The 23,735-nt window shown below is 58.7% G+C and carries 19 protein-coding genes and 1 tRNA gene; 6 read left to right on the top strand and 14 right to left on the bottom strand.

Features of this window, described 5'->3' with window-relative positions:
- Nucleotides 1-518: 518 nt before the first annotated feature.
- Both J3351_RS08170 and J3351_RS08165 read left to right on the top strand, forming a co-directional pair.
- Nucleotides 519-1,295: a type III pantothenate kinase gene (locus J3351_RS08170; protein ID WP_005929247.1), complete on the top strand. Its 777-nt coding sequence runs from the start codon at nt 519-521 to the stop codon at nt 1,293-1,295.
- 27 nt (nt 1,296-1,322) lie between these two features.
- Nucleotides 1,323-2,723: a S41 family peptidase gene (locus J3351_RS08165; RefSeq protein WP_097773114.1), complete on the top strand. Its 1,401-nt coding sequence runs from the start codon at nt 1,323-1,325 to the stop codon at nt 2,721-2,723.
- Between the two features lie 70 nt (nt 2,724-2,793).
- On the opposite strand, the gene J3351_RS08160 is transcribed toward J3351_RS08165, so the two are convergent.
- Nucleotides 2,794-2,867: transfer RNA gene (locus J3351_RS08160), tRNA-Arg, on the bottom strand.
- A 234-nt stretch (nt 2,868-3,101) separates the two neighbouring features.
- Between J3351_RS08160 and J3351_RS08155 the strand changes: the two genes are divergently transcribed.
- On the top strand, nt 3,102-4,469 hold the full coding sequence (locus tag J3351_RS08155; RefSeq protein ID WP_035393280.1) for an MATE family efflux transporter: 1,368 nt from the start codon (nt 3,102-3,104) through the stop codon (nt 4,467-4,469).
- A gap of 48 nt (nt 4,470-4,517) precedes the next feature.
- On the opposite strand, the gene J3351_RS08150 is transcribed toward J3351_RS08155, so the two are convergent.
- The 6 genes from J3351_RS08150 to J3351_RS08125 all read right to left on the bottom strand — a co-directional run bounded on the left by J3351_RS08150 (nt 4,518) and on the right by J3351_RS08125 (nt 11,489).
- Nucleotides 4,518-5,543, bottom strand: coding sequence for an aldo/keto reductase (locus J3351_RS08150; RefSeq protein ID WP_207697496.1), 1,026 nt, complete (start codon nt 5,541-5,543; stop codon nt 4,518-4,520).
- 125 nt (nt 5,544-5,668) lie between these two features.
- The gene (locus J3351_RS08145) at nt 5,669-6,685 is read right to left on the bottom strand and encodes an ATPase P (protein WP_154277208.1); all 1,017 of its coding nucleotides are present in this window, start codon (nt 6,683-6,685) and stop codon (nt 5,669-5,671) included.
- 159 nt (nt 6,686-6,844) lie between these two features.
- Nucleotides 6,845-8,350: a carbon starvation protein A gene (locus J3351_RS08140; RefSeq protein ID WP_156062291.1), complete on the bottom strand. Its 1,506-nt coding sequence runs from the start codon at nt 8,348-8,350 to the stop codon at nt 6,845-6,847.
- A gap of 411 nt (nt 8,351-8,761) precedes the next feature.
- A complete protein-coding gene (locus tag J3351_RS08135) occupies nt 8,762-10,267 on the bottom strand; it encodes a carbon starvation protein A (RefSeq protein WP_207697495.1) in 1,506 nt (501 codons plus the stop codon).
- 72 nt (nt 10,268-10,339) lie between these two features.
- On the bottom strand, nt 10,340-10,504 hold the full coding sequence (locus tag J3351_RS08130) for a hypothetical protein (RefSeq protein WP_154277211.1): 165 nt from the start codon (nt 10,502-10,504) through the stop codon (nt 10,340-10,342).
- Nucleotides 10,505-10,568: 64 nt separating this feature from the next.
- Nucleotides 10,569-11,489, bottom strand: a complete 921-nt coding sequence (locus J3351_RS08125; protein WP_005929228.1) for a LysR family transcriptional regulator — start codon at nt 11,487-11,489, stop codon at nt 10,569-10,571.
- A gap of 336 nt (nt 11,490-11,825) precedes the next feature.
- Between J3351_RS08125 and J3351_RS08115 the strand changes: the two genes are divergently transcribed.
- Nucleotides 11,826-12,374, top strand: a complete 549-nt coding sequence (locus tag J3351_RS08115; protein ID WP_207697497.1) for a histidine phosphatase family protein — start codon at nt 11,826-11,828, stop codon at nt 12,372-12,374.
- 41 nt (nt 12,375-12,415) lie between these two features.
- Here the strand turns inward: J3351_RS08115 and J3351_RS08110 are convergent, their stop codons facing one another.
- From J3351_RS08110 to J3351_RS08085, 6 genes are all read right to left on the bottom strand, one after another.
- Nucleotides 12,416-13,768, bottom strand: a complete 1,353-nt coding sequence (locus tag J3351_RS08110; RefSeq protein WP_156181974.1) for an MATE family efflux transporter — start codon at nt 13,766-13,768, stop codon at nt 12,416-12,418.
- Nucleotides 13,769-13,793: 25 nt separating this feature from the next.
- Nucleotides 13,794-14,033, bottom strand: coding sequence for a hypothetical protein (locus J3351_RS08105; protein ID WP_005929223.1), 240 nt, complete (start codon nt 14,031-14,033; stop codon nt 13,794-13,796).
- Complete coding sequence (locus J3351_RS08100; RefSeq protein ID WP_207697494.1) at nt 14,026-17,364, bottom strand: ATP-binding protein; 3,339 nt, start codon at nt 17,362-17,364, stop codon at nt 14,026-14,028. The genes J3351_RS08105 and J3351_RS08100 overlap by 8 nt, the downstream gene beginning before the upstream one ends.
- The gene (locus J3351_RS08095; protein ID WP_005929221.1) at nt 17,361-17,966 is read right to left on the bottom strand and encodes a DUF4194 domain-containing protein; all 606 of its coding nucleotides are present in this window, start codon (nt 17,964-17,966) and stop codon (nt 17,361-17,363) included. The genes J3351_RS08100 and J3351_RS08095 overlap by 4 nt, the downstream gene beginning before the upstream one ends.
- Nucleotides 17,950-19,383: a Wadjet anti-phage system protein JetA family protein gene (locus J3351_RS08090; protein ID WP_207697493.1), complete on the bottom strand. Its 1,434-nt coding sequence runs from the start codon at nt 19,381-19,383 to the stop codon at nt 17,950-17,952. The genes J3351_RS08095 and J3351_RS08090 overlap by 17 nt, the downstream gene beginning before the upstream one ends.
- Nucleotides 19,384-19,512: 129 nt before the next feature.
- On the bottom strand, nt 19,513-19,989 hold the full coding sequence (locus J3351_RS08085) for a hypothetical protein (protein ID WP_207697492.1): 477 nt from the start codon (nt 19,987-19,989) through the stop codon (nt 19,513-19,515).
- A 313-nt stretch (nt 19,990-20,302) separates the two neighbouring features.
- On the opposite strand from J3351_RS08085, the gene J3351_RS08080 reads away from it, so the two are divergent.
- The gene (locus J3351_RS08080) at nt 20,303-20,971 is read left to right on the top strand and encodes a hypothetical protein (RefSeq protein ID WP_035393261.1); all 669 of its coding nucleotides are present in this window, start codon (nt 20,303-20,305) and stop codon (nt 20,969-20,971) included.
- 72 nt (nt 20,972-21,043) lie between these two features.
- Here the strand turns inward: J3351_RS08080 and J3351_RS08075 are convergent, their stop codons facing one another.
- Nucleotides 21,044-22,699, bottom strand: coding sequence for a putative manganese-dependent inorganic diphosphatase (locus J3351_RS08075; RefSeq protein WP_097773106.1), 1,656 nt, complete (start codon nt 22,697-22,699; stop codon nt 21,044-21,046).
- A gap of 193 nt (nt 22,700-22,892) precedes the next feature.
- On the opposite strand from J3351_RS08075, the gene J3351_RS08070 reads away from it, so the two are divergent.
- The gene (locus J3351_RS08070) at nt 22,893-23,690 is read left to right on the top strand and encodes a hypothetical protein (protein WP_207697491.1); all 798 of its coding nucleotides are present in this window, start codon (nt 22,893-22,895) and stop codon (nt 23,688-23,690) included.
- The last annotated feature ends 45 nt before the right edge of the window (nt 23,691-23,735 follow it).

Here is a 23,735-nt window from a genome sequence, read left to right as displayed (position 1 = left end):
CTTGCGTCCTGTGTGAATTACTTTGTTTGGAATTGTTTAACGTGTTTTTCCAACACGAAAATAGGTTCCGTTACAAGTTTTTCGATATTGTTCAATTTTCAAGGTCCTGTGCGCCTCAGCCTTAGCGGCTGACAGCTTGATTATTTTACCACAGATGTGATTTTTTGTCAAGCACTTTTTTGGAAGCTTTTCGATCTTTTCGAACTTGTGGCTCGTTTTTCAACGTATCCATATTGGCTCTTTCGCTTTGCTTCTGCCGCTTTCAGAAGTCATTCTTTCCGGCGGCCCTTGGCGCTCAAGTATAATACCATATCCATGAGCTTCTGTCAACACCTTTTTGCATCTTTTTTGAGTTTTTTTCTATATTTCGCAAAAGGAGTGCTTCCGGGCAGGTTTTTGAACCCCTCCGAAATGGCCACGGCCATTTCGTCTCCCCTTTGCCAAGGGGAGAGCCCTTGCAGTTTCCGGGGCGGTGTTATATTATATAATTACATTATAGAGCGGAGGAGGCCCCAACCATGATCCTTACGGTCAACATCGGCAACACACACATCACGATTGCCGGCTACGAACACGACACCCTGCAGTTCAGCGGGCGGCTGCATTCCAGCCCGGCCGCAACGGTGGACGAATACGCCATGAATCTGCTGAATCTGCTCTCCTTATATCAGGTTGCCCCCGAGCGGATCGAGGGCGGCATTCTGGGCAGTGTGGTGCCCGCACTGACAGGCCGGGTATTGGATGCGCTGCGGATGTTCTGCTCTGCCCGCTTCCTGACCGTTGGCCCCGGCCTGAAAAGCGGCATCAAACTGCGGCTGGACAACCCGGCCCAGCTGGGCGCAGAACTGCTGTGCGGTGCGGTGGCCGCACTGGAGGAGGGGCCCGGACCGCTGGCGGTCATCTCGGCAGATACCGCCATCTCCATCATGGCAGTCAACGGCAAACAGGAGCTGGTGGGCGGTGTCATCCTGCCCGGGCCGCAGCTTTCCCTTTCCGCGCTGGTGCAAAAAACTGCCCAGCTGCCCCAGATCGACCTCTCCGCTCCAGCTTCCTCCTCGATCTTGGGCAAGAACACCTCTGCCTGCTTACAGAACGGTTTTGTGCTGGGCACCGCCGGGCTGCTGGATGGGCTGGCCGAGCGTTTTCAGGCAGAGCTTGGCCCGGATATCCGCTTTTATGCCACCGGCAACCTGCCCCGCACCATCCGGGAGGCCTGCCGCACGCCGATCGAATACCGGGAGTATCTGATCACGGACGGCCTATACCGCATCTGGCAGAAAAATCGGAAAGGGTAATATCAAAATCAAAAGGAGTCCTACACCATGAAGTCCAAACTTGCATCTCTGCTCTGCTGTCTGATCGTGCTCATAAACCTTTCTGGCTGTACCAAAGTCACCCAGCTTGTGAAGGATTCTCAGCCCACAAAGGCCGAACTGTTGGATGAGATCAATACGGAGCATCAGCGTTGGGAAGCGGCTCCTGCCGCCGACCCGACACCCTATCTGCGGCATTACGATGACCCCGCCGATGCACAGAAAGATACAGATTACTTTACCGATACCTACAGCGAATACGATGCCGAAAAGGAACTTACCGTAGATGAAGCGAAAGCAGATGTGAATTACCTCTTCGACGCGCTCTACTATGATTATGCTCTCTACGATTATTTTGGCGGACACGCTGTATTCGATCAGGCAAAGGCTGATACTCTGCAGGAAGTCCAAAGCAGGGACAGCCTGACCTGTGAAGATTTGCAGAAGATTCTGGTAAGTCATCTTACCTTTATCAAGGACGGTCACTTCAACATCAATCAGGACTATCCGTCGGAAAAAGACATTCCGTTTTTCTTCCGTCAGGTGATGTTCGTAAAAACGGATTCGGGCTATCAGAATGCCAATGGAAAAGTCGTTGCATCCGTGGACGATCATCCCGATCTGGATGAACTGTTCAAGCGTTCAATCTCTGAGCAGGGGTATCTGGTGTATTATCCGGTCCTGCTGAAGCCTGCTACATTTGATGGGACAGAATGGGAAAAGCACACCTGTGATGAAACGCTGACGGTGCACTATACAGACGGCAGTACCGACACACTGACAGCAGACGCATGGAGCCAGTATTACAAAGAGCTTCCCAAAGACCAGAATACCGATCTTCGCCAGACAGATGGAATCCCGGTATTCCAGTTCAACAGCTTTGAGGTCTCTTTTCTACAGGAGGTCAATGCTGCGGCAGCACAAATGAGTGATGCTGCGATCTCCATGCTGGATCTGCGCTCCAATGTCGGCGGATATGAAGAAGTAGCTCATCAGTGGATCACCCGATACAGCCGCCAGCGTGTACAGGGCAATGGAGTCCGCTATGACGTTGTTAATCCGGTATCCGTAGCGATACAAGCTCATCGGTGGCAAACGCACGACAACATTCTGATTCTTTTAAGCGGAAAATGCTCTGCCTCTTCTGCAGAAATCACAATGGACCTTGCCTATAATCTGGAAAACAGCCTGATCATCGGAGAAAACACAAATGGATGTATGATCGGAAATGGTGGGCATGTGGAACTGCCGAACAGCAAATGCTCGGTTATAATGACATCCGTATGTGTCTATCTGCTGCCGGAGGGTACAGATTATTTTGAAGAAATGCGTGGCCTTTCTCCGGATATCTGGGTCCCGGCCAAAGAAGCCGAAACGCTGGCCGCAAAACTTATGGAAAATCTAAAGTAAGGTCTGACCCTCCCGGCCACAAAGAAAAATCCCCGGCGCACTTTTGTGTACCGGGGATTTTATTAACACATGCGACCGGGAGGATTCGAACCTCTGGCCTTCCGGGTCGGAGCCGAACGCTCTATCCAGCTGAGCTACGATCGCACATTACTGGCAAACCAGTGTAATGTAGTATAGCACAGCCGGAGGCAAAAATCAAGCCGTCTGGCGGCTCTGTATCCGGATTCCGTGTCCGATCCCGCGCCAGCAAGACACTGATGCATTCTGTTCTTCCTTTTTGAAAGATTCATCTTGCAAAAGTGTGCGCATCTCTTATAATAGGTGTTGTGCCCCGGTATGCGCGGGCACGGTTTAGGACTGGAAAAGGAAAAAGAGAACATGAAATCTAGCACAAGATCCCTGACAGAAGGCCCTCTGGCAAAGCAGATCCTTCTGGTCAGCCTGCCGCTGGCATTATCCAACCTGCTGCAGGTCTTATTCAATATGTCGGACGTGGCCGTGGTGGGGCGGTTTGCGGGCTCCACAGCGCTGGGCGCGGTGGGCTCCACCAGCATCTTTGTCACGCTGTTCACTGGCTTTCTCATCGGCCTGGGCAACGGCATCAACGTGCTGGTGGCCCGCTTCTACGGAGCCAGACACCCGGACGATGTCCACGACACCGTCCACTCGGCCCTGATCGTCAGCCTGATCGCAGGCGTGATCCTGCTGGTTGTGGGGCTGCTGGGCTCCCCTGCCATGCTGCGGCTGCTGAACACCAAGGTGGACCTGCTGCCGGGTGCGATCCTCTACCTGCGGGTGTATTTTCTGGGTATGCCGGCACTGGCTCTGTACAATTTCGGCAACGCCGTGTTCAGCGCCATCGGGGAGACCAAAAAGCCGCTGTACATCCTGAGCTTTGCCGGTGTGCTGAATATCCTTCTGAACCTGTTCTTTGTCATCGTCTGCAACCTGGACGTGGCAGGCGTGGCGCTGGCCAGTGCCATTTCCCAGTGTGTTTCTGCCGGGCTCATCCTCCACGCTCTGACCAGGGTGCAGGACTGCTACGCCCTTCATTTCAAGGAAGCAAAGCTCGACCCCGCCATGACCAAAAGCATTCTGGCGCTGGGCCTGCCTGCCGGATTCCAGAACGCCATTTTCGCCATCGCAAACCTGTTCATCCAGGCCGGTGTCAACTCCTTTGATTCCCTCATGGTCAAGGGCAACAGCGCCGCCGCAAATGCTGACCCGCTCATCTACGACTGCATGGCCGCCTTCTACATGGCCTGTGCCAGCTTTATGAGCCAGAACTACGGCGCAGGCAAGCCCGACCGTGTCAAGAAAAGCTACTTCATCTCGCTGGCCTATTCCTTCGGTGTGGGTCTGGCGCTGGGCGGCGGCCTGTTCCTGTTCGGGCGGCAGTTCCTCGCCCTTTTCACCACCGAAAGCGCCGTTATTGATGCCGGTATGAAGCGTGTGGGTGTCATGGCGCTGGCCTACTGCATTTCCGCCTTTATGGACTGCACCATTGCCGCTTCCCGCGGTCTGGGCAAGACCGTGGTGCCCACTGTCATCGTCATCATGGGTTCCTGTGTGTTCCGGGTGATCTGGGTATACACCATCTTCGCCCACTTCCATACCATCCCCTCGCTTTACCTGCTCTACCCCTGCTCCTGGGCTCTGACCGCCATTGCGGAGATCCTCTATTTCATCCGCTGCTACAAGCAGGCCATGAAGATCTTCCGGGAGCCGATCCTCTCTTCGCTGTAAAACAAAAAGATGGATGTCGTGCGGCATCCATCTTTTTTGTTTTCTCTGTTACACCTTGACTTCCCCGGCCAGGACCCGCTTGTAGTCCTCATAGTTGCGGGCCAGCAGGGCGGGCGTATCCAGCCCGTAGGGGCACTTGGCCTTGCACTGGTTGCAGTGCAGGCAGCCCTCGATCTTCTTCATCTTGGCCTGACCGGCAGGGCTCAGATGCTCTGCCGAGGGCGAGCGCCGGAGCAGCAGGCTCATGCGGGCGCAGTTGTTGATTTCGATGCCAGCCGGGCAGGGCATACAGTAACCGCAGCCACGGCAGAACTCACCGCACAGCTCCTCCCGGTCGTGGGCGATGACCGCAGACAGCTCTGCGTCCATCCGGGGCGGGTTATCAATGTAGGAGAGGAACTCGTCCAGTTCCTTTTCCCGCTGAACGCCCCAGATGGGCAGAACGCCCTCGAACTGCGCTTCAAAGGCATAGGCTGCGGCGCTGTTGGTAATGAGACCGCCGGACAGACCCTTCATGGCGATAAAGCCCATCTCGTGCTCTTTGCACAGCTGCACCAGCTCCAGCTCCTGCTCACCGGAAATATAGCTGAACGGAAACTGCAGGGTCTCGTACAGGCCGCTCTCAATGGCTTCCTTGGCCACGGACAGGCGGTGGTTGGTGATGCCGATGTGTCGGATCATCCCCTTTCCCTTGGCCTCCAGTGCGGCTTCGTACAGGCCGGAGCCGTCACAGGGCTTGGGGCAGAAGGACGGGTTGTGGAACTGGTAGAGGTCCACATAGTCGGTGCGCAGATTGTTCAGGGAGGTGTGCAGGTCCTTCCAGAACTCCTCCACGTTCTGGGCGGCGGTCTTGGTGGCGATGTAGACCTCGGAGCGGATGCCGTCAAAGGCTTCGCCCAGCTTCACCTCGCTGTCGGTGTAGGCGCGGGCGGTATCAAAGAAGCGGATGCCCGCCTTGTAAGCCTTGCGGGCCAGAAAGACTGCGTCCTCCTGGGAAATGCGCTGGATGGGCAGAGCACCAAAGCCATTTTTGTTCACGGTGATGCCGGTGCGCCCCAATGTGACCATATCCATAGGGAACCTCCTGTTTTTTCCAAAATACTCTCTGTGCTCATTATAAGACGAAGCGCCCCACAACGCAAGAAAAACCCTCTCCATCAAAGCGTGGCAGTGCACAGCGATGACAGAGAGGGTCAGTTTTATTGATAATCGTGGTTCAGGAACAGCGCTTTGATGGCGACGATCTCGTCGTACTCCTCCTGCTCCACCTGCACATCCGCATTGACAGCCTGCAGGCGGGCCTTGACGGCATCCAGCGCCTCGGCGGTGGTCACGGCCTGACCTTCCTCCACGGCATCGATCATCCGCTTGAGGACGATCGGATGGGCGTAACAGCTGGGCACCGGGAAGCTGCCGTTGGGGTAGTGCTTCACATACTCCGCCATGGCGGCATCGGCCTGATCGGCCCGCTTCATAATGGCGCTGTTGTTATTGTGCGCCGTGGGCAGCATGTTGTAGCTGGAAAAGAGGAAGATGGCTGCAAAGCCGAACAGTGCAAAGTACACGCCGTAGCTGCCGGTGTGGGTGAACACCGCGTACAGGCCGTAGGCCGCGGCGGCCGTGCCGAACAGGAAGATGGCAAGGGCCACATAGCGGTAGACCGGCTTGCTCTTGAGCTGGGCGCGCTTGCGGCGCTGGGCAGCACTGAGCTCATTGGAGAGCTCGGGCTTTGCGTCCAGATACTCCTTTGCCCTGCGCAGGACCGTCACGGTGTGTTTGGCATCGTCAGACAGCTCCGGCAGCTTGCGGGCGGCCTTTTCCTCGGCCTTTTTCTGCAACGCCTGCTCCCCGGCGGCACTCAGCAGCCGGATCTGGGGCTGCTGCTTTGCCAGCAGCTCCAGCAGGGCATCCACGTCCCGCTCGTCCTTGAAGTTGCACTGCTTCTGTTTGCCGCCGTCGTACTCCACCACAAGGTAAGCCATGGAGGCAAACATTCCCTTGCCGGTAAAGCCGCCCGCACTCATGGCCACCCGCTTGAACACACGGGTGATGCTGGTGTAGGGCAGGTAGTAGCGGCGGTCGATGTAAAAGCTGTTCAGATACAGGGCTTTTTTGCCCACGCCGCAGGGGCCGATCTTTTTGCAGGCTTTCCGGTCAGCCGCCAGCTCGGCGGGGTCGAGCCTGGCAAGGCCCAATTGTGCAGGTTTGAAGAGCATAACGTTCATCCCTCTTTTGCGTTTTTGTTTGTACCCATTTTCCCACTCCGGCAAAGAAAATGCAAGGCCCAACCCTCACTCTTAGCCAAAAACAGGAAACCGGCCGCTGAGCTGACAGCGGCCGGTTTGTTTTACTGAGAAATTGCCGCTATGAATGGGTTATGCGGCTTTCTTCTCGGTGTTCTTCTTGGTTGCATAGATGAACAGCGCCAGCATGGCAATTGCGAAGACGATGCCGATGGGATATGCAACTGCGGTGTTGTAAGCCACCAGCTTGCCGTCTGCATAGGTGTTGATCATCTTGCCCAGGCACTCAGGAGCCAGCACGAAGTAGGTGCAGGACACAGCGCTCATAAAGGTAGCGGGCACTGCGGTGATCCAGAAGTTCTTCTTCTCCTTGAACAGATACATGGAAGCAGCCCACAGGACGATCATAGCCAGCGTCTGGTTGGTCCAGCTGAAGTAACGCCAGATGACGGTGTAGTCGATGAAGCCCAGTGCATTGCCGATGCCCAGGAATGCGCCCACGCCCAGAACGGGAACGCAGAGCTTCAGGCGGTTTGCGTAGCTGTCCTGATCGATCTTGAGCCAGTCGGACAAGGTCAGACGAGCGGAACGGAACGCGGTATCACCAGAGGTGATGGGGCAGATAACGACACCGATCATAGCCAGTGCCACGCCAACCTTACCCATGGTCTTGAGGCAGACGTCGTAGATAGCGGCAGACTGACCGGCAGCCAGAGCCTCGGCCAGACCGACCATCTTGCCGTCGGTGATGGTGTACAGTGCGCAGCCGGCAGCGGCCCAGATCAGAGCGATAACGCCCTCGCTGACCATTGCACCGTAGAATACGAAGTGGCCCTGCTTCTCACTCTTCATGCAGCGAGCCATCAGAGGCGACTGGGTGGAGTGGAAGCCGGAGATAGCACCACAGGCAACGGTGATGAACATGAAGCTCCAGATGGGGGTGTTGGAGGGGTGCATATTGCTGAAGTTTGCCCAGATCTCGGGGATGGTGTAGGCGGGGTTGGTGAAGATACCGAAGATAACGCCCACAGCCATGATGATCAGGCAGATGCCGAACAGGGGGTAGATCTTACCGATGATGGCATCGATGGAGATAAAGGTTGCGATGAAGTAGTAGGCCAGAATGATGATCAGCCAGAACAGGGTGGTGGTCAGCAGACCGGACATACCGCCGTTCTTGCACAGGGTCACGATCAGGCCTGCGGGACCAACTGCGAACACGGTACCGACCATGATCAGCAGCACCACAGAGAACACACGCATGATGTTCTGCATCACGGGGCCCAGATAGCGGCCGGTGACCTCAGCGATGGAAGCGCCGTCGTTGCGCTCGCTCATCATGCCGGAGAAGTAGTCATGCACGCCGCCGGCAAAGATGGTGCCGAAGGTGATCCACAGGAACACCACGGGGCCCCACAGAGCACCCTGCAGTGCACCAAAGATGGGTCCCAGACCTGCAATGTTCAGCAGCTGGACGAGGAACAGCTTCCACTGGGGCATCACAACGTAGTCAACGCCATCGTTGATGCGCACAGCAGGAGTTTCGCGGTCGTCCGGTCCGAACGTATTGTCAACGATCTTGCCATAGACAAAGTAGCCGATGATCAGGAGCGCCAGACAGAGTAAGAAACTAATCATACCAGAAACCTCCTTTTATCGTCCGTGCCCGGAGCCCCATTCTGCCCCGTCACGGCCATTCCTTGGCCCTATGTTAACACAATCTTCATAAATCTGGTAATATCCTTCCAGAATGGCCCTTATATCAAAAACTATATAAGTCAGCCGTTCCCGGGAATCCCGGCAAATATTTTTTAACGTATCCTCGTCAAAACTTCTTTGCCGAAATCGTTTCAGCGGGTGTTTTTCCGTTTTTAGTACACCCTGCCAAACTTTTTGGCATATTTTTGTGCATCTTGTCTGCATTCCTGTTCTTTTTGCCGCAATTCGTTGTTTTTCTGCACAAGAAAAAACCGTCTGCCGGACGGCCCGGCAGGCGGCTTTTGTGGTTGTGAATGGGTATCGAGAGGGTTAAAGAGGGGGAAATGTCAATTATGCAGTCTTTTTCACCGTCTGCTTTTTGGTCGCATAGAGGAACAGCGCCAGCATGGCGATCGCAAAGAGGATGCCCACCGGGTAAGCAACTGCGGTGTTATAGACGATAGCGCCCTCAGCAGTCTTATGGTTCAGCAGGCCGCCCAGGCACTCGGGAGCCAGCACGAAGTAAGTAGCGGACACGGCACTCATAAAGGTGGCGGGCACTGCGGTGATCCAGTAGTTCTTCTTCTCCTTGAACAGGTACATGGAAGCAGCCCACAGAACGATCATGGCCAGCGTCTGGTTGGTCCAGCTGAAGTAGCGCCAGATCACGGTGTAGTTGATGAAGCCCAGCGCGTTGCCAATGCCCAGGAATGCGCCCACGCCCAGCACGGGGATGCAGAGCTTCAGGCGGTTGCCGTAGCTGTCCTGATCGATCTTGAACCAGTCGGCCAGGGTCAGGCGGGCGGAACGGAAGGCGGTATCGCCGGAGGTGATGGGGCAGACGACCACGCCGATCATGGCCAGTGCGATGCCCACGCCGCCCATGGTCTTGGAGCAGACATCATAGATGGCCTTGGATTGACCCATTGCCAGTGCCTGGGCCAGACCGGTGTTCAGGCCATCGGTGACCTCGTACAGAGAGCAGCCTGCAGCGGCCCAGATCAGGGCAATGACACCCTCGCAGACCATGGCACCATAGAACACGAAGTGGCCCTGCTTCTCACTCTTCATGCAGCGGGCCATCAGAGGCGACTGGGTGGAGTGGAAGCCGGAGATCGCGCCGCAGGCAACCGTGATGAACATAAAGCTCCAGATGGGCGTGCCCGACGGGTGCATGCTGCCGAAGTGATCCCAGATCTCGGGGATGGTATAGGCAGGGTTGGTGAAGATGCCAAAGATGACACCGATGGCCATGATGATGAGGCAGATGCCGAACACGGGGTAGATCTTGCCGATGACCGCATCGATGGAGATAAAGGTCGCGATGAAGTAGTAGGTCAGAATGATGACCAGCCAGAACAGCAGCGAAGTCATCACGCCGGATGCGCCGCTCTGGCTGCACAGCTCAACGATCAGACCGGCAGGGCCGACGGCAAACACGGTGCCCACCATGATCAGCAGCACAACAGAGAACACACGCATCACGTTCTGCATCACGGGGCCTAAGTATTTGCCGGTGATCTCCGCGATGGAAGCACCGTCGTTGCGCTCACTCATCATACCGGAGAAGTAGTCATGCACGCCACCGGCAAAGATGGTGCCGAAGGTGATCCACAGGAACACCACGGGGCCCCACAAAGCGCCCTGCATGGCACCAAAGATGGGGCCAAGGCCCGCAATGTTCAGCAGCTGGACGAGGAACAGCTTCCACTGGGGCATCACGACATAGTCCACGCCGTCGTTAATGCGCACAGCAGGCGTTTCACGGTCGTCCGGGCCGAAGGTATTGTCCACGATCTTGCCATAGACGAAGTATCCGCCCACCAGGATCGCAAGACAGAGCAGGAAACTAATCATACCAGAAACCTCCTTTTTGCCCCTGCCGGCCGCGGCCCCATTCTGCCGCATACCCGGGGCTCTTTTCTGGCCTCATGGTAGCACACTTTTTTCCAGCGGAGAAATATCTTTCCGGCATGGGGCCATATCGTTTCCGATATAGCTGCAAAGAATTTTTGCCGCTTTTCCGTTTATTTTTTGACCATTTATCAGCAAAAATAAAACCGGGCGCTTATTTTCGCCCGGTTTTGCATCCATTTATTGGTTTTTCTGTCAATTCTGAAGGGAGTAACCTTTGCCGTGCCTTAGCCGGAAAGCCCCTTTATTTCACGGTGGAAGCCGCTTCCTTGTGGAGCAGATCCACAAAGGCCTGCTCCTCGGGGCGCAGGCGGCCCTTGTCCGGGTAGACCAGCACATCCCGCATCTGCTGGCGCTGGGCCGGGCACTTCTTCAGCACCAGATGGTACTGCTCCAGTGCCCTGCGGGGCATGGGCGATGCCCACATGTAGGCCGTGGGCAGCCGCTGCAGGATCGAGAACTGGCTGCACCGCTCATACACATGGATACGGCGTTCCGGGTTGACATGCCAGCGCACACCGTCGCCGCCCTCCTCGCCGGGCAGCTGGAAATCATCGTGGAGGATCTCCATATACTTGTCCAGCTCAGACAGGTCGCGGATCGCCTTCCGGGCCAGCGGGCCGTCCCGGTTGGTCAGCAGACTGTATTCAAAATCCATAATGGGTTCCATTTTCAGGCCCCGCCGGGCGCAGTAATGGGTATAGTGCTCGTCATCCTCCACGGCGTACCGCAGCAGAGCCAGATGATACCCCTGCCGCAGGACATGATCCAGTGCCTCCATGGAGCCGCCCTCCCGGATGTGGATGTGGAGCCGCTCAATGGAGGCCGCCTGCTCCAGATAATCCACCGCCGCATAGGAGGCATAGGTGGCGTGGGGGATCATTACCCGCAGTTCGGCGCAGCGCTCCTGCTCCTCCTGCACACTCCGGTCCAGCCTGTCCACCTCCCGCAGCACCCGCTCGGCCTGCTCGATGAAGTGCCGCCCCTGCTCCGTGGGGATCATGCCGGTGGATGACCGCTCAAAAATGCGGAGATGGTATTCTTCTTCCAGATTTTTCAGCGCCTTGCTCACATTGGGCTGAGCGGCATACAGCCGCTTTGCCGCCGCACTCACAGATCCGCATTCCATGATGGCGACGAGATACCGCAGTTCTGTAATGTTCAACTTTTTCTCTCCTTTTGGCGTTTTTATCCTTTGCGCCTAGTTTATCAGGCGGCACACGGGGCTGTCAAGCGTTGACGGGGCCCCGCTGCCGTTTTATAATGTAAGAAACAATCTGCCCGAAAGAGGTCGAAGAGGATGGAAGAAAAAAACTACCGCGTTCTGCGCATTGAGGAGCAGCTTTATGGCTGCGAGGAGCTGCCCGAGGGCCAGCCCGTGCTCTGTGATGTCCTGCTGGAAGCTGCCGACGGCACGCAGCGGGTTCTCCCCTACCCGGATGCCGAGCTGACCCGGCTGGACATCAACGAGGGCAGCACCGTCACCCTGCGGGATCACAGGCTGACCAAGGCGGCGCACAAGGTCTATTTCACCCGCCACGGCGAGACCGTGTGGAACGTGGAAAACAAGATCTGCGGCATGACCGACAGCCCCCTGACCGAAAAAGGCCGCGCCCAGGCCCGGGAGCTGGGCGAAAAGCTCCGGACCAGCGGTCTCCGGATCGATGAGATCCTGTACTCTCCCCTGTCCCGCGCCGCCGACACCGCCCGGGCCATTGCAGAGGCCACCGGCATTCCTGCCCGGTGTGAGCCTCGGCTCCGGGAGCAGTGCTTTGGCCGCTACGAGGGCACGCCCCGGGACGGCGAGGAGTTCCGCATCTCCAAGACCCACTTTGCCGACCGCTACTCCGGCGGCGAGAGCATGATGCAGCTGGCCCAGCGCATCTACAATCTGCTGGACGAGCTCCGGGCCGACACCGACAAGACCTACCTGCTGGTGGCCCACAACGGCATTGCCCGGGTGGTGCAGTCCTATTTTTACGATATGACCAACGAGGAGTACGCGGCGGCAGGCATCAAAAACTGCGAGTTCGTGGAGTTTACATTCTGAACAAAGAAAGGACCCCCCGAGGGTCCTTTCTTTGTTTGCAGTTATTCCGCCTTGCGGTAATGGAACTGCTGGTCTCTGGTGATGAACAGGCCGATGCTGACCAGCAGAGCGGCCAGCTCGGCGGCTGTCACGGCCAGCCAGATGCCATCGATGCCCAGCAGGAGCGGCAGCAGCAGAACCGCCGCCACCTGGAACAGCAGGGTGCGCAGGAACGAGATGAGCGCACTGGTCACGCCATCGCCCAGGGCCGTGAAGAAGGAGGACGCATAGACGTTGAACCCCATGATGAGGAAGCTCAGGCCATAGAGCCGGAAGGCCCGGGTGGTCAGAATGAGCAGGTTTTCATCATAGCCCACAAAGAAGCGGGCCACATGGGGGATGATGAACATGGAGCCGATGGTCATTACCACCGCAACCACGCCGATGAGCTTCAGGCTCTTGCGGTAGAGGTTGTTGACCTCTTTGCGGTTATTGGCACCATAGTGGTAGCTGACGATGGGCGCGCTGCCCACGGCGTAGCCCACAAACACCGCCACGAACAGGAAGGACGCGTACATGATCACACCATAGGCGGCCACACCATCCTCGCCCGCAAAGCGGAGCAGCTGATAGTTGTACAGGATGTTCACCAGCGACATGGAAAGATTGGTCATCAGCTCAGAGGAGCCGTTCACACAGGCTTTCAGCAGCACACCGCCCTCAAACTGCGTGCGGCAGAGGTGGAGCAGGCTGGTGTTTTTCCGGTTGAGGAAGTAGAACACCGGCAGCAGGCCGCCCACCACCTGGCTGAGCATGGTGGCAATGGCAGCACCCTCCACGCTCCAGTGCAGGATGCCCACCAGCAGCACGTCCAGCACCATGTTGGTGCAGCCCGCGCCCACCGTGAAGTAAAAGCCCAGATGCGGCTTTTCGGCGGTGACAAAAAAGCTCTGGAACATATTCTGCAGGATAAAGGTGGGCAGGCTGAGCATCAGCACCCGGCCATAGCGCAGGGCGTAGTCCAGCATCTCGCCTTCTGCACCCAGCATCAGGGCCACCGGCCGGAGCAGCAGCATCCCCAGCACGGACAGCACGATGCCGGCGATCAGCGCCGTTGACATAAACAGGCTGAAATAGCGGTCGGCACGAGCTTTATCGCCCTCACCCAGCGTGATGCCCACAATGGCGCTGCCGCCGGTGCCCAGCATAAAGCCAACTGTGCCCACCAGCATGGGTACAGGCATGATGAGGTTGACTGCCGCAAAGGCCGTTTTGCCCACAAAATTCGAGACACACAGGCCGTCCACAATGCCGTAAATGGAAGTAAACAGCATGGTGCCGATGCAGGGCAGCACAAAACGGATCAGCCGTGAATAATCAAAGTGATCCGAAAGTTGGATTTTCTGTTTTGACATGGATTCTCCTTTTTGCCGGGGTGGATCACATCATCCCGCCGGGCCGCCAGCCGGTGCAATAGCGGGCGTAATCGCGGTCGGCCTGTTTGACGTAAAGGAGGAACTGTTCCCTGCCTTCCTTGTCCGTGACCTGACGGACTTTGGTGGGCAGGCTCTGGCGCTGGAGCAGCTCCAGTTCATCGTTGAGCTCTTCCTCGGTATCAAAGGCATCCAGCTTGGTCCAGTGGGTGGCAAAGAGCCAGATGTTTGCAAGGGTGTTATTCATATTCAGTCTCCTTTTCCGGGGCATCGGCAAGGATGCCGGCCCGGTAGAACGGCGCAATGGCGTTGGCATCGCCGTGGCGCACGATGGAATAGGTAATATCACAGTAGGGCTGGATGGCCGTGCTCTTTTCCACGGTGGAGATGAGCAGCACCTGCAGCTGCAGGCGGCGGAACAGCTCCATCATGGGGCGGATGCGGTCACTGGTCATCTTGCTGAAGGCCTCGTCCAGCAGGACAAGGCGGATGCTGTTCTCGCTCTTCTGGTAGATCTGCAGCAGGCTGGCGCAGATGGCCACATAGAAGGGAGCCTGGTTCTCGCCGCCGGAGGAATCGCGGCTGACGCGGGAAAGATAGGCCTGCTGGCCCGAGACGGTGTTGGTCACCTTGATGTCATAGTCCAGATAGGTGCGGTAGTCCACATAATCCGAGAGGGTGGCACCGGAGGTGGTGCGGCCCTCCTGCCGGGCCCGGGTGTTCTCATCCACATCGGCCATGATCTTTTCCATCAGCGCGTCCACCTGCCGCTCGTAGACGGGGTCAGCAGTGGCGGCAAGGTTGTCCAGCGAGTCGCCATCGGTCATCTGCTGGTTGCCCTTGTCCACAATGACCTGATAGAAGGCGGCCAGCTGGGGGTCACGGCTGGGTTCCAGCTCAAAGCGATAGACTTCCTCGCCGTAGGTCAGCTGCTCCATCACCTTGTTCAGCTCCCGGAACTGGCGGCGGGCGTTGAAGATATCATCTTTCATCCGGAAGAGGATATCCTTGCGGAAGCGGTCCTTGCAGTCCCGCTGTGCCTGCTCCAGCCGGGCGGCGTAGCGTTCCAGATCAATGCGGACAAGGCTGTCGTGCTGGGCGCGGTACTGCTCCACCCCGGCCAGACCCAGCGGATAATCGCAGACGTAGTGCTCGTTGTAATCCCTCTGGGCAGGTTCCAGCGTGGAAGTGAGATACGCTCGCAGGGCATCGTCCAGCCTGGTCTGTGCCTTTTCGGCAGTCTGTGCGGCGGCACGGGCCGTGCGCCCGCCCGTCATCAGGCCCTTTTTGCGTTCCTGTGCCAGAGGCTCCAGCAGCGGGTGCTGTGCAAAGAATGCCTCTGCCGCCTCCCGGCTCTGTGCAGCGGTCTCCACCGCTTTGCTCTGTTCCACCTCGCAGGATGCGATCTGCTTTTCGCAGACGCGGATATCGCCGCCCACCTGCTCCACGGCCTTGCGGGCAGTCTCCCATGCGGCTTCCCGGGCTTCTTCCTCGCGGTAGAGCTGCTGCAGCATGGGGTTCTCGCGGCAGTCGGCCAGCTTCTGCTCCTGCGCGGCGTAGTCGGCACGGGCAGCATCCAGCGCGGCCCGGCTGGCCCAGAGTTCGGCCAGCTGTTCCAGCGCATGGCCCCGCAGGACGTTCTGGTACTGGTCGTAGGCAGATTTCAGGGTCTTTTCGGTCTGGGCGGCTTCGCGGCAGCGGTCGGCCTGGGCGGCAAGCTGTGCTTCCAGCGCGTCGGCACGCTCCCTGCGGGCATCCAGGCCGATATAGCGCTGGGGCCTGCGCAGGCGTTCCAGCCGGAAGGGATGATGGCGCAGCAGGTCCCGGGTGGCGCTGTCGGGGAAATGCTCCAGCGTATCGGGGGTGTCGCAGCAGACGATGCGGCGCAGGATGGTGTCCGCATACTGTGCGGCCAGCGGGTTTTCGCTGGTGACCTGGGCGGCAAGGCTGTCGGCGGGGGCCGTCTCCGCATGGCGGTCCGCCTTGCGAATGCCCGGGGTATCCAGCAGGCTGATGGGCCCCACCCGGTCGCCCAGCGCCACAAAGGCGCTCTTGGCGGCGGCGTAGTGGGCAGGCGGCACAAGGATATCGAACCGGCGGTCACCCAGGCAGGCCTCCACACAGTCCTGCCAGCTCTCGTCGGCCACGGTCAGCAGCTCACAGAAGATCTTTGCATCCGCTGTCATGCCGCGGCTTTTCAGCTCGGCGTTCACGGCATCCCGCACTTTGGTGGCGGCATCGCCGTGGGGGTAGACCCACTTGCCGCCGGACACGGCGTTCAGCTCGGCCCGCAGGCCCTCCTGCTCTTTTGCCAGATCCGCCGAAGCCTGCCGGGCAGCGAAATACTGCTCCTCCAGCGGCTTTTCGATGCGGGCCAGTGCCTCGGTCAGGGCGGGGAGATGTTCCGCTGTCAGGCGCTGGGGCCAGAGCTCCTTCTCCACCGCAAAGCCGCTGCGGTTCAGCTGGGTCAGCAGGCCGGTGATGGTATCCGCAGTTGCTTCCAGACCGTTCCTTGTCCGGGCTGCTGCATCCAGCGCGCTCTTTTTCCGGGCCAACTCCTCGGTCAGGGCATCCAGTGCCCGGCCCGCGCCGCTGTCACCGGCCGCTCCGTGGGCCGCCAGATAGGCCCGGCGGGCTTCGGCTTCGGCGTTCTTGGCGGCCTCGTATTTTGCGTTCAGGTCGGCCAGCTGGCGGCGGCCTGCATCCAGATGGCTCTGCCAGGAGGCATCCTCACTGGCATCCGCTTCGGCGCGGGCCAGCAGGGCCGCGCCCCGGTTGACAAGGGCATCCGTTTCTTTGTCAGCGGCTTCCCGGCCATACGCCACGATCTGTTCCAGCGCGGCGGCACGGGTCTGGGCCTCGGCCAGAACGGCGTGGAGGTTTTCCAGCTCCACCCGGTCGCCCTGCAGCGCTTCCAGATCCAGCTCAGGCTGGGGCAGGATGTACTGGTACAGGAACTCCCGGAAGTTGGGGATCTCGTCCATGCTGGTGCCCATCTGGAACACTTCGTTGAACTTTTTGCCCAGCGGGCTGGAGGCGCGGCCAATGCCCAGCGCGCGGCAGATGCGGTCCCGGGCCTCGCTGGGGCTGCGGGTGTAGGACAGGCGGCCCACGGCGGGCTTGAAGTCCTCCTTGGCGCTGGGGGCACCGGTGCGCGGATCAAGGAAGGGCAGCTTTTCCAGCGTGATGCCGTCCTCGGAGATGTACCAGGTCTGGTCGCCGGGGTGGAGCTCCTGCATGGGGCCCTCGGATTCCACCCGGACAGCGATGACAAAGTTTGTCCGCTTGACGGTATCCCAGAACTCGGCTCCGATATATGCCACCGTGCGGCCCGGGCGGCGGTAGGCGTTCTCGCCGCGCTGCTTGGCGTGGACAGAGCCCTGCAGGGTGCGGCCGCTCTTTTTATTGCCCAGGGCATTGAAATTGCGGTTGGTGGTCAGGCAGTAGCGGATGGCATCCAGAATGGTGGTCTTGCCCACCGCGTTGACACCGATCATATAGGTCAGACGGGCACAATCGAAGGTGACATTTTCAAAGTTGTGCCAGTTGATGAGCTTCAGGCGCTTTAATTCGATCATTCTTCTTCCTCCCCGCTGGCATCTCCGTCAGGCCGCTCGTAGAGGGCCAGTTCCTCCCGGGTGCGGCTGCTCTCGGCGGCGGCATCGGCAAGGTCTGCGTCCGGCAGGGCCAGCAGCACAGTGGGAAACACCTCGATGCGGCTGTCCAGACCGGTCAGCCGCCCCACCGGGCGGGCCAGATTGTACCTGCGCAGGGTGCGCATCAGCTCTTCCAGCGTGCGCTGGTCCAGCCGCCGGGGCAGGTTCATCTTCTGCAGCTCTGTCTGCACCTCTTCCACCGTGACCAGCACCTGATCGGCGCTGGCGGCAAGGCTCTCCCGCTTTTGCAGATAGAGCAGGCGGAGCACCAGCAGCAGGATGCTCTCGTATTTCAGCAGCCGGGCCTGGCTGCCCTCATGCTCGTTGACCAGCGCCGCCGCCTGCAGCGGAGCCGGGTAAAGCGTTACCGCATAGCCCAGCGGCGCGAACACGGCCCGCACCTCGGGCAGATGATCCTGCACATAGAGGTATTTTGCCCGCTGATCCTCCACGCCGCCCAGCACAAAGCAGTGATTGAGCAGATAGTTTGCGGTCTCTTCCAGCATTTTATTCGGTTCGGCCATGGTCAGCGTCCTCCCTGCGGGGTGTCAGAATAAACTCTTCAAACCGGAAGCCGCCCCGTTCGACCCAGTTTCCGGTAAGGGTGATATCGTAAGCCCGGCGCGGCGACTGCGAGTAGGTGTGCAAGCCGATGATGCGGGCAAAATCGCGGGGGTATTCCTCCGCCAGCGTGGAAGCGGCCACCGCACTGCGGGCGGCAAGGGCCTGTTTTGCCAGCAGGCCCACGTTTTCCTCAGTCACGGCCATCCGGGCGTAGTCCAGCAGCAGCTGCTGTTCTTTGCGCAGCTGCTCCTCGTCCAGCCCGGCCTGCCGCACCGGGGCCAGCGGCGTTTCGCTGCGGGGCGCGGCAGGCGGGTAGAGGGGCTTTGCCCCGAACACCGCCGCCGGGTAAAGGTGCAGATGCTTTGCCACCGGGCCGTCATCCGGCGCGAACAGCTGGTCGGGCGTTTTGATCTCCTCGGCATAGCGGCGGAGCAGGGCGGTGACACTGCCCTGCGAGGAGCGGTCGCTCAGCAGCAGGAACTGTGCCCGCTGCACAGCCCGCTTGCGGTAGCGGATGTGGCTCTGGTCGATCTGGCGCATCAGGGTGCTCATCTCTTCCAGCGAATCCCGCAGTTTCTGGATGAGGGCACGCACGGCAGGGGCTGCCTCGCCGGGGGCACAGCGCTCCACCCGGGCGTAATCCAGCGCCAGCCGGGGCAGGTGTTCTGCCTCGCAGTCGTCCAGCTCCTCTTCCAGATAAGCGCGGTAGTTGAACAGGTTATCGCTGGTCTTGAAACGGTGGTAAGCGGCGGCCACCACCTTTTCCTCGTACTGGTCGAAGAGCTCCAGCACCTCCTGCGGGGTGCGGTTGCGGGTGAGCCGGTCGATATAATGCCCGATGGATGCGTTCAGCGCCCGCAGGGACTTGTTCAGTGCTTCCAGATCGGAGGCCACCTCCCGCAGAACATTCTCATAGGGGCTCTTTTCCTCCCCGATGTTCTGCAGCAGCTGCCATGCCTTGTACAGCTTGCCGGTGTAGGTGACAACACGCGGGTTCAGGATCTCTTCCAGCGCTTCCAGCAGAGGGGCCACCTCAGGCACAAAGGCAAGGGCAGGCTCTTCCTCATAGCTGCCGGGCTGCTCTTCCAGCCAGCCGGTGCGGCGCAGGCGGAGCAGAAAGCCCAGCGCAAGGGTATGGGGATCCCGGGTGGGCTGTTCGGCTTCGTCGCCCGCGTCATCGGCATCCAGTGCCAGCGGCTTTGCCAGCGCCGCAAAGTAATCCTCGGCCCGGCTCACCGCTTCTGCCCGGGAGATGGAGTAATCCGCCGTGTGGCGGCACTCCTCCCACAGCAGGAGCAGCAGCTCCGCATAAAACGCCCGGTTGGGCCCCGCCAGCGGGCGGAACAGCCGCGGGCTGACCAGTTCAAACAGCTGCATCCAAAGGTTCCTTTCTTTCGACAAAATCTATCTTTTATTGTACCACATTCAGAAGGATTTTGCCACAAATACAAAAAGCCCCGGAGGGCTGCTTTTCAGCCACGCTCCGGGGAGTGTATTACTGTATCCTTATGCTTTGGGGTTAACCTGAACAACGACAGAAATGTACATGTTGCCCTTGATTGTCTTTGCGGCTACACCAACCTTAGTCCACTTGCCAACTGCGTTGATGTTCACATCCTTATCCTTGTTGTTTACCAGCTTAAAGAACTCTTCCAACAGTTTACCGGTATACTCATTCTTGACCACGACCTTGGCCGTATAAATACCATTGTCATCACGATGAACATCTATAGCATTGTAAATTTTCCATGCTCCGGTGTTGATGTCTACCGCCGAATCCAAGAACTTTTCAGCTTCCTGTTTGAGCTCGGTGTCATTGCACAGCTGTACTGCCGAACCACGCTTTGCATTGATCGTGCTCATCATCTGAGCTTCTGCCTGAGCCTCAGGGGTCGATGGGGTATCACCGCCACAGGCGGTGAACAGAACAAGTACCATGGTCGCCGCCAGAATCAAAGCGGCCAGTTTTTTCAGCATTTTCATGTCGGGACCTCCAGTCGTTTTGTTGTGTTTTTCATAATATGCAGGGTGCCTTTCCATTTTGAAACAGGACCCCTTCTGGCTTTATTTTATCCAACGACTGTCGCTTTTGTCAATTGCCAGCTTCACCAAACATTTTCTCCTGCTTTTGTTGTTTTTTCCAGAACGAATCTTCGCAAAGATCCTTTGCCATGCCCGGGGCAAAAACCGGAAAATATTTCCGGCGTTTACACAATTCTACCACGATTTGGTGCTAAACTTAAGGCAATGGGAACCGCCGGGTGCCGTTCCTGAACAAGGAAAAGGAGTTTGCCCCATGCAGCACGGTTCCCTGCGCGCTCCGGTGCGCGTTTTCATGGCCGCAGTTCTGCTGTGCCTGAGCTTTCTGGCCGCGCCAAAGGCTGCGGCGGCACAATTGCAGGATGTAAACGGCATCATGCTGCTGTCCTTCGACAGCCAGCAGATCGTCTCCATCGGCAACCAGACCTCGGGCCGGTGCAGCTGGTACGCCCTGCGCTACGCCCGCACCATTCTGGATGGCAAGCCCTGCTCAGGCAGCGGGATGTGGTCGAACGGCGCGGTATGGTCTGCCGCCGGGTACTACGCTTACAGCGGCTCCCTTTCCGGCTGCCTTTCCCGCCTGTATGAAGAGCTGCAGGCCGGGCGGCCCGTCATCGTACATCTGAAAAACACCGCTGTCAGCGGCGTGTCCAAGCACACCAACCGCGTGACGAGCTATGAATACCACCTCTCCGGCTCCGGCTGGAAAGAGGTCAATTACCCCCACATCGCCACCAGCAGCACCTACGGACACTGGGTGTGCGTGGTGGGCATCTCCCCCACGGCAGACCCCGAAAACCTGCGGGAGAGCGATTTCTATGCGCTGGACCCCGCGCGGGTCAGCGTGAACGGTACACTGGCCGTAACAAAGCTTTTGGATGGCACCATCTGGACTGATAACTCTCCCTTAAAAGTCGCAGCCTGACGCTCCCTTACAAAACACAACAGCCCCCGGAACATGCAGGGTTCCGGGGGCTTCGTGTTTTGTATCGGGGGGTTACAGCTCCTGATAGGCGCTCATCATGGCGGGGATGAATTGCTTTTTGCGGCTGACCACGCCGGGCAGCGTCCAGCTGCCGTCGGCAGCGGGCCGGCTCTCAAAGCCGTTGCTCAACACCTCGGCGGCGTAGCGGCCGGTGCAGATGACCACGCTCTCCTCCTTGGGCACATCGGTCAGCAGCATGTAGAGGTCCTCCACGTTCTGCTTGTTGCGGGCCTCCTCCAGATAAGGCTGGAGCAGCGCCTGGGCGGCCTGCAGGTTTTTGCGGGTCATGTAGCTGCCCTGCGCCACGCCAAAGCGGATATCGCCGCACATGAACACCTTGAAGTCCTGCAAAAAGACCTCTTCGGGGGTCTTGCCGTCCAGTTTTTCACCAGCCTCGAACATTTCGGTGGAAAACTCTTCGATATCCACGCCTGCGATCTTGGCCAGACGTTTGGCGGCGTTTTCATCCACGGGGGTGCAGGTGGGGCTGCGGAAGGCCAGCGTATCCGAGAGGATGGCCGCCAGCAGCAGGCCCGCGATCTGGGGCGGGATGTCCACACCGTTTTCATCGTACATCTGGGTGATGATGGTGGCGGTGCAGCCCACGGGCTGGTTGCGGAAGTAGACCGGCCCGCTGGTCTCCAGACTGCCGATGCGGTGGTGGTCGATGATCTCCAGGATCTCGGCCTGATCAAAGCCCTCCACGGCCTGGGTGGCCTCGTTGTGGTCCACCAGAATAATGCGCCGCTTGCGCAGGGCAATGACGTTGCGGCGGCTGACCATGCCGCAGTATTTACCGTCCTCATCGAGGATGGGGAAATAGCGGTGGCGCACCTTTGCCATCACCCGCAGCACATCAGCCACGGGGGTGACGAGGGTGAATTTGAGGATGTTGTCCCGGGTCATATAATAGGAGATGGGCGCGCACTGGCTGATGAGCTTGCCCGCCGCGTAGGTATCCACAGGGGTGGTCATAATGGCAACGCCGGTCTCATCGGCAATGCGCTGGATGGTGCGGCCCACCTTGGCCCCATTGCAGATGATGAGCAGGGAGGCTTCCTTTTCAATGGCGCAGAGCTGGCTTTCGTACCGGTTGCTCAGAATGACGATATCCCCCTTTTCCACGCTGCTTTCCAGCATCTCGGGGGTGGCGGTGCCGATCTTGATGTGGCCGGTGGTGCAGACCGCGTCGGCATTGCCCACCACCATGGTGCCGTTCAGCGTTTCAAGGATGTTCTTATAAGAGGTACGGCTCTTGGCCAGCACTGCGGTATCGAACACGTCCATGTTGGCGGTAGCAAGATCCTTCACGGTGATGATGCCCTCCAGCTCGTTGTCCGCGCTGGTAATGGACAGGGTGTCGATCTGCTGGTCGCGCATGATCTTCCATGCGCGGCGCAGGCTGGTGGAGCCCGGGATGCCCGGCATCTCGCGGTAATCCACGTCCCGGATCTTGGGGTTCACGTCGGTGCACATCCGGGGCGGCGTGACACCGAATTTTTTCAGGACGAACTCGGTCTCCTGATTCATTTTACCGGCACGGCGCGGCTCACAGACCAGCGTGCTGGTGCGGTTTTTGAGCTCCGCATAGGCAATGGCGGAGCAGATGGAATCGGTATCGGGGTTGCGGTGCCCGATGACCACGACCTTGTGTGCTTCTTTTGGCATAGGTTGTTCCCCTCTCTGGGTCAGATTCATTTACCTTCCGATCGGCTCCATACCCCAAACCACCGGGCACGGCTGCCAGCTACATTTTAACACAACCGGCCCCGGGGGTAAAGGCAACAGATATCTTTTTCTTGACAGCGCCCCAAAAATCGTCTATTCTTGACCTGATTTTTTTCTCTTTGGAGGTTTCCCCATGAAAAAGCTGTTCCGCGCCCTTTCCCTCTGCCTGACACTGGCCCTGTGCGTGTCCGGCAGCACCGCCGCGCTGGCCGAGGCTCCCGCCGCCACGCCCGCCCCCCAGGACGAACGTGTCATCACCGACGTAAGCCCCCTTGAGGATCAGATCCGCAACATCGTCGGCTTTACCACCAGCACCGGCGGCCCCTATGATTTTGAACAGGCCGACCATAGATCTGCCGTGCAGGCCTACGGTGCAGAACCCGCCGAGGGTGCCGTGGCCCTGCTGCGCGTCTACGCCCGGGCCGAGGATCGGGGCGATGCCTCCATCAATTCCAGCGGCCACTCCTTCCTCTCGGTGCGGAACGTTTCGGACCACGACATCGAGGTGGGCGGCCTGCGGATCGCGCCCGACACCGAGATGACCTTCAGCCCCCGCGGCAACCGCTGGGAACACACCGGCATCTGGTACAATCTGGAGGGCTACTACAAGCGCTATCTGGCCGATTCCTACTACCAGAACATCTATGCTGTCCAGACCTCGCTGGATCAGGGCCAGCTGGACGTGGTCAACCGCAACCTTGCCAAATCTGACCACTGGTCGGCCTACTTCAACTGCGCCGCCTTTACCGAGAGCATGTGGAACGCGGTCTGCGCCGACACCCTTTCCGCCGGGCAGCCCTACACCCCGGAGAACCTGCGGAACGACATTCTGGCCAAGTACGGCGATCTGGCCGCATACAACCCTCAGATCCCCTATGACTACATTGTTTATTACGGCTCCAGCCTGACCCCCAGCAAAGAGTTTGCCTGATTTTTTGATTTGTTGGATACAACATCTTGATTTTCACGTCATTCC

It is taken from the genome of Faecalibacterium sp. Marseille-Q0746 (genome assembly GCF_017377595.1).
Classification (GTDB): Bacteria; Bacillota; Clostridia; order Oscillospirales; family Ruminococcaceae; genus Faecalibacterium; species Faecalibacterium duncaniae.
This window is presented reverse-complemented; position numbering and strand designations above follow the sequence as displayed.

Coding starts and splice junctions, on each gene's coding strand:
- J3351_RS08170 (WP_005929247.1), top strand. CDS start 519: ATGATCCTTACGGTCAACATCGGCAACACACACATCACGATTGCCGGC.
- J3351_RS08165 (WP_097773114.1), top strand. CDS start 1,323: ATGAAGTCCAAACTTGCATCTCTGCTCTGCTGTCTGATCGTGCTCATA.
- J3351_RS08155 (WP_035393280.1), top strand. CDS start 3,102: ATGAAATCTAGCACAAGATCCCTGACAGAAGGCCCTCTGGCAAAGCAG.
- J3351_RS08150 (WP_207697496.1), bottom strand. CDS start 5,543: ATGGATATGGTCACATTGGGGCGCACCGGCATCACCGTGAACAAAAAT.
- J3351_RS08145 (WP_154277208.1), bottom strand. CDS start 6,685: ATGCTCTTCAAACCTGCACAATTGGGCCTTGCCAGGCTCGACCCCGCC.
- J3351_RS08140 (WP_156062291.1), bottom strand. CDS start 8,350: ATGATTAGTTTCTTACTCTGTCTGGCGCTCCTGATCATCGGCTACTTT.
- J3351_RS08135 (WP_207697495.1), bottom strand. CDS start 10,267: ATGATTAGTTTCCTGCTCTGTCTTGCGATCCTGGTGGGCGGATACTTC.
- J3351_RS08130 (WP_154277211.1), bottom strand. CDS start 10,504: ATGGATGCAAAACCGGGCGAAAATAAGCGCCCGGTTTTATTTTTGCTG.
- J3351_RS08110 (WP_156181974.1), bottom strand. CDS start 13,768: ATGTCAAAACAGAAAATCCAACTTTCGGATCACTTTGATTATTCACGG.
- J3351_RS08105 (WP_005929223.1), bottom strand. CDS start 14,033: ATGAATAACACCCTTGCAAACATCTGGCTCTTTGCCACCCACTGGACC.
- J3351_RS08100 (WP_207697494.1), bottom strand. CDS start 17,364: ATGATCGAATTAAAGCGCCTGAAGCTCATCAACTGGCACAACTTTGAA.
- J3351_RS08095 (WP_005929221.1), bottom strand. CDS start 17,966: ATGGCCGAACCGAATAAAATGCTGGAAGAGACCGCAAACTATCTGCTC.
- J3351_RS08090 (WP_207697493.1), bottom strand. CDS start 19,383: ATGCAGCTGTTTGAACTGGTCAGCCCGCGGCTGTTCCGCCCGCTGGCG.
- J3351_RS08085 (WP_207697492.1), bottom strand. CDS start 19,989: ATGAAAATGCTGAAAAAACTGGCCGCTTTGATTCTGGCGGCGACCATG.
- J3351_RS08080 (WP_035393261.1), top strand. CDS start 20,303: ATGCAGCACGGTTCCCTGCGCGCTCCGGTGCGCGTTTTCATGGCCGCA.
- J3351_RS08075 (WP_097773106.1), bottom strand. CDS start 22,699: ATGCCAAAAGAAGCACACAAGGTCGTGGTCATCGGGCACCGCAACCCC.
- J3351_RS08070 (WP_207697491.1), top strand. CDS start 22,893: ATGAAAAAGCTGTTCCGCGCCCTTTCCCTCTGCCTGACACTGGCCCTG.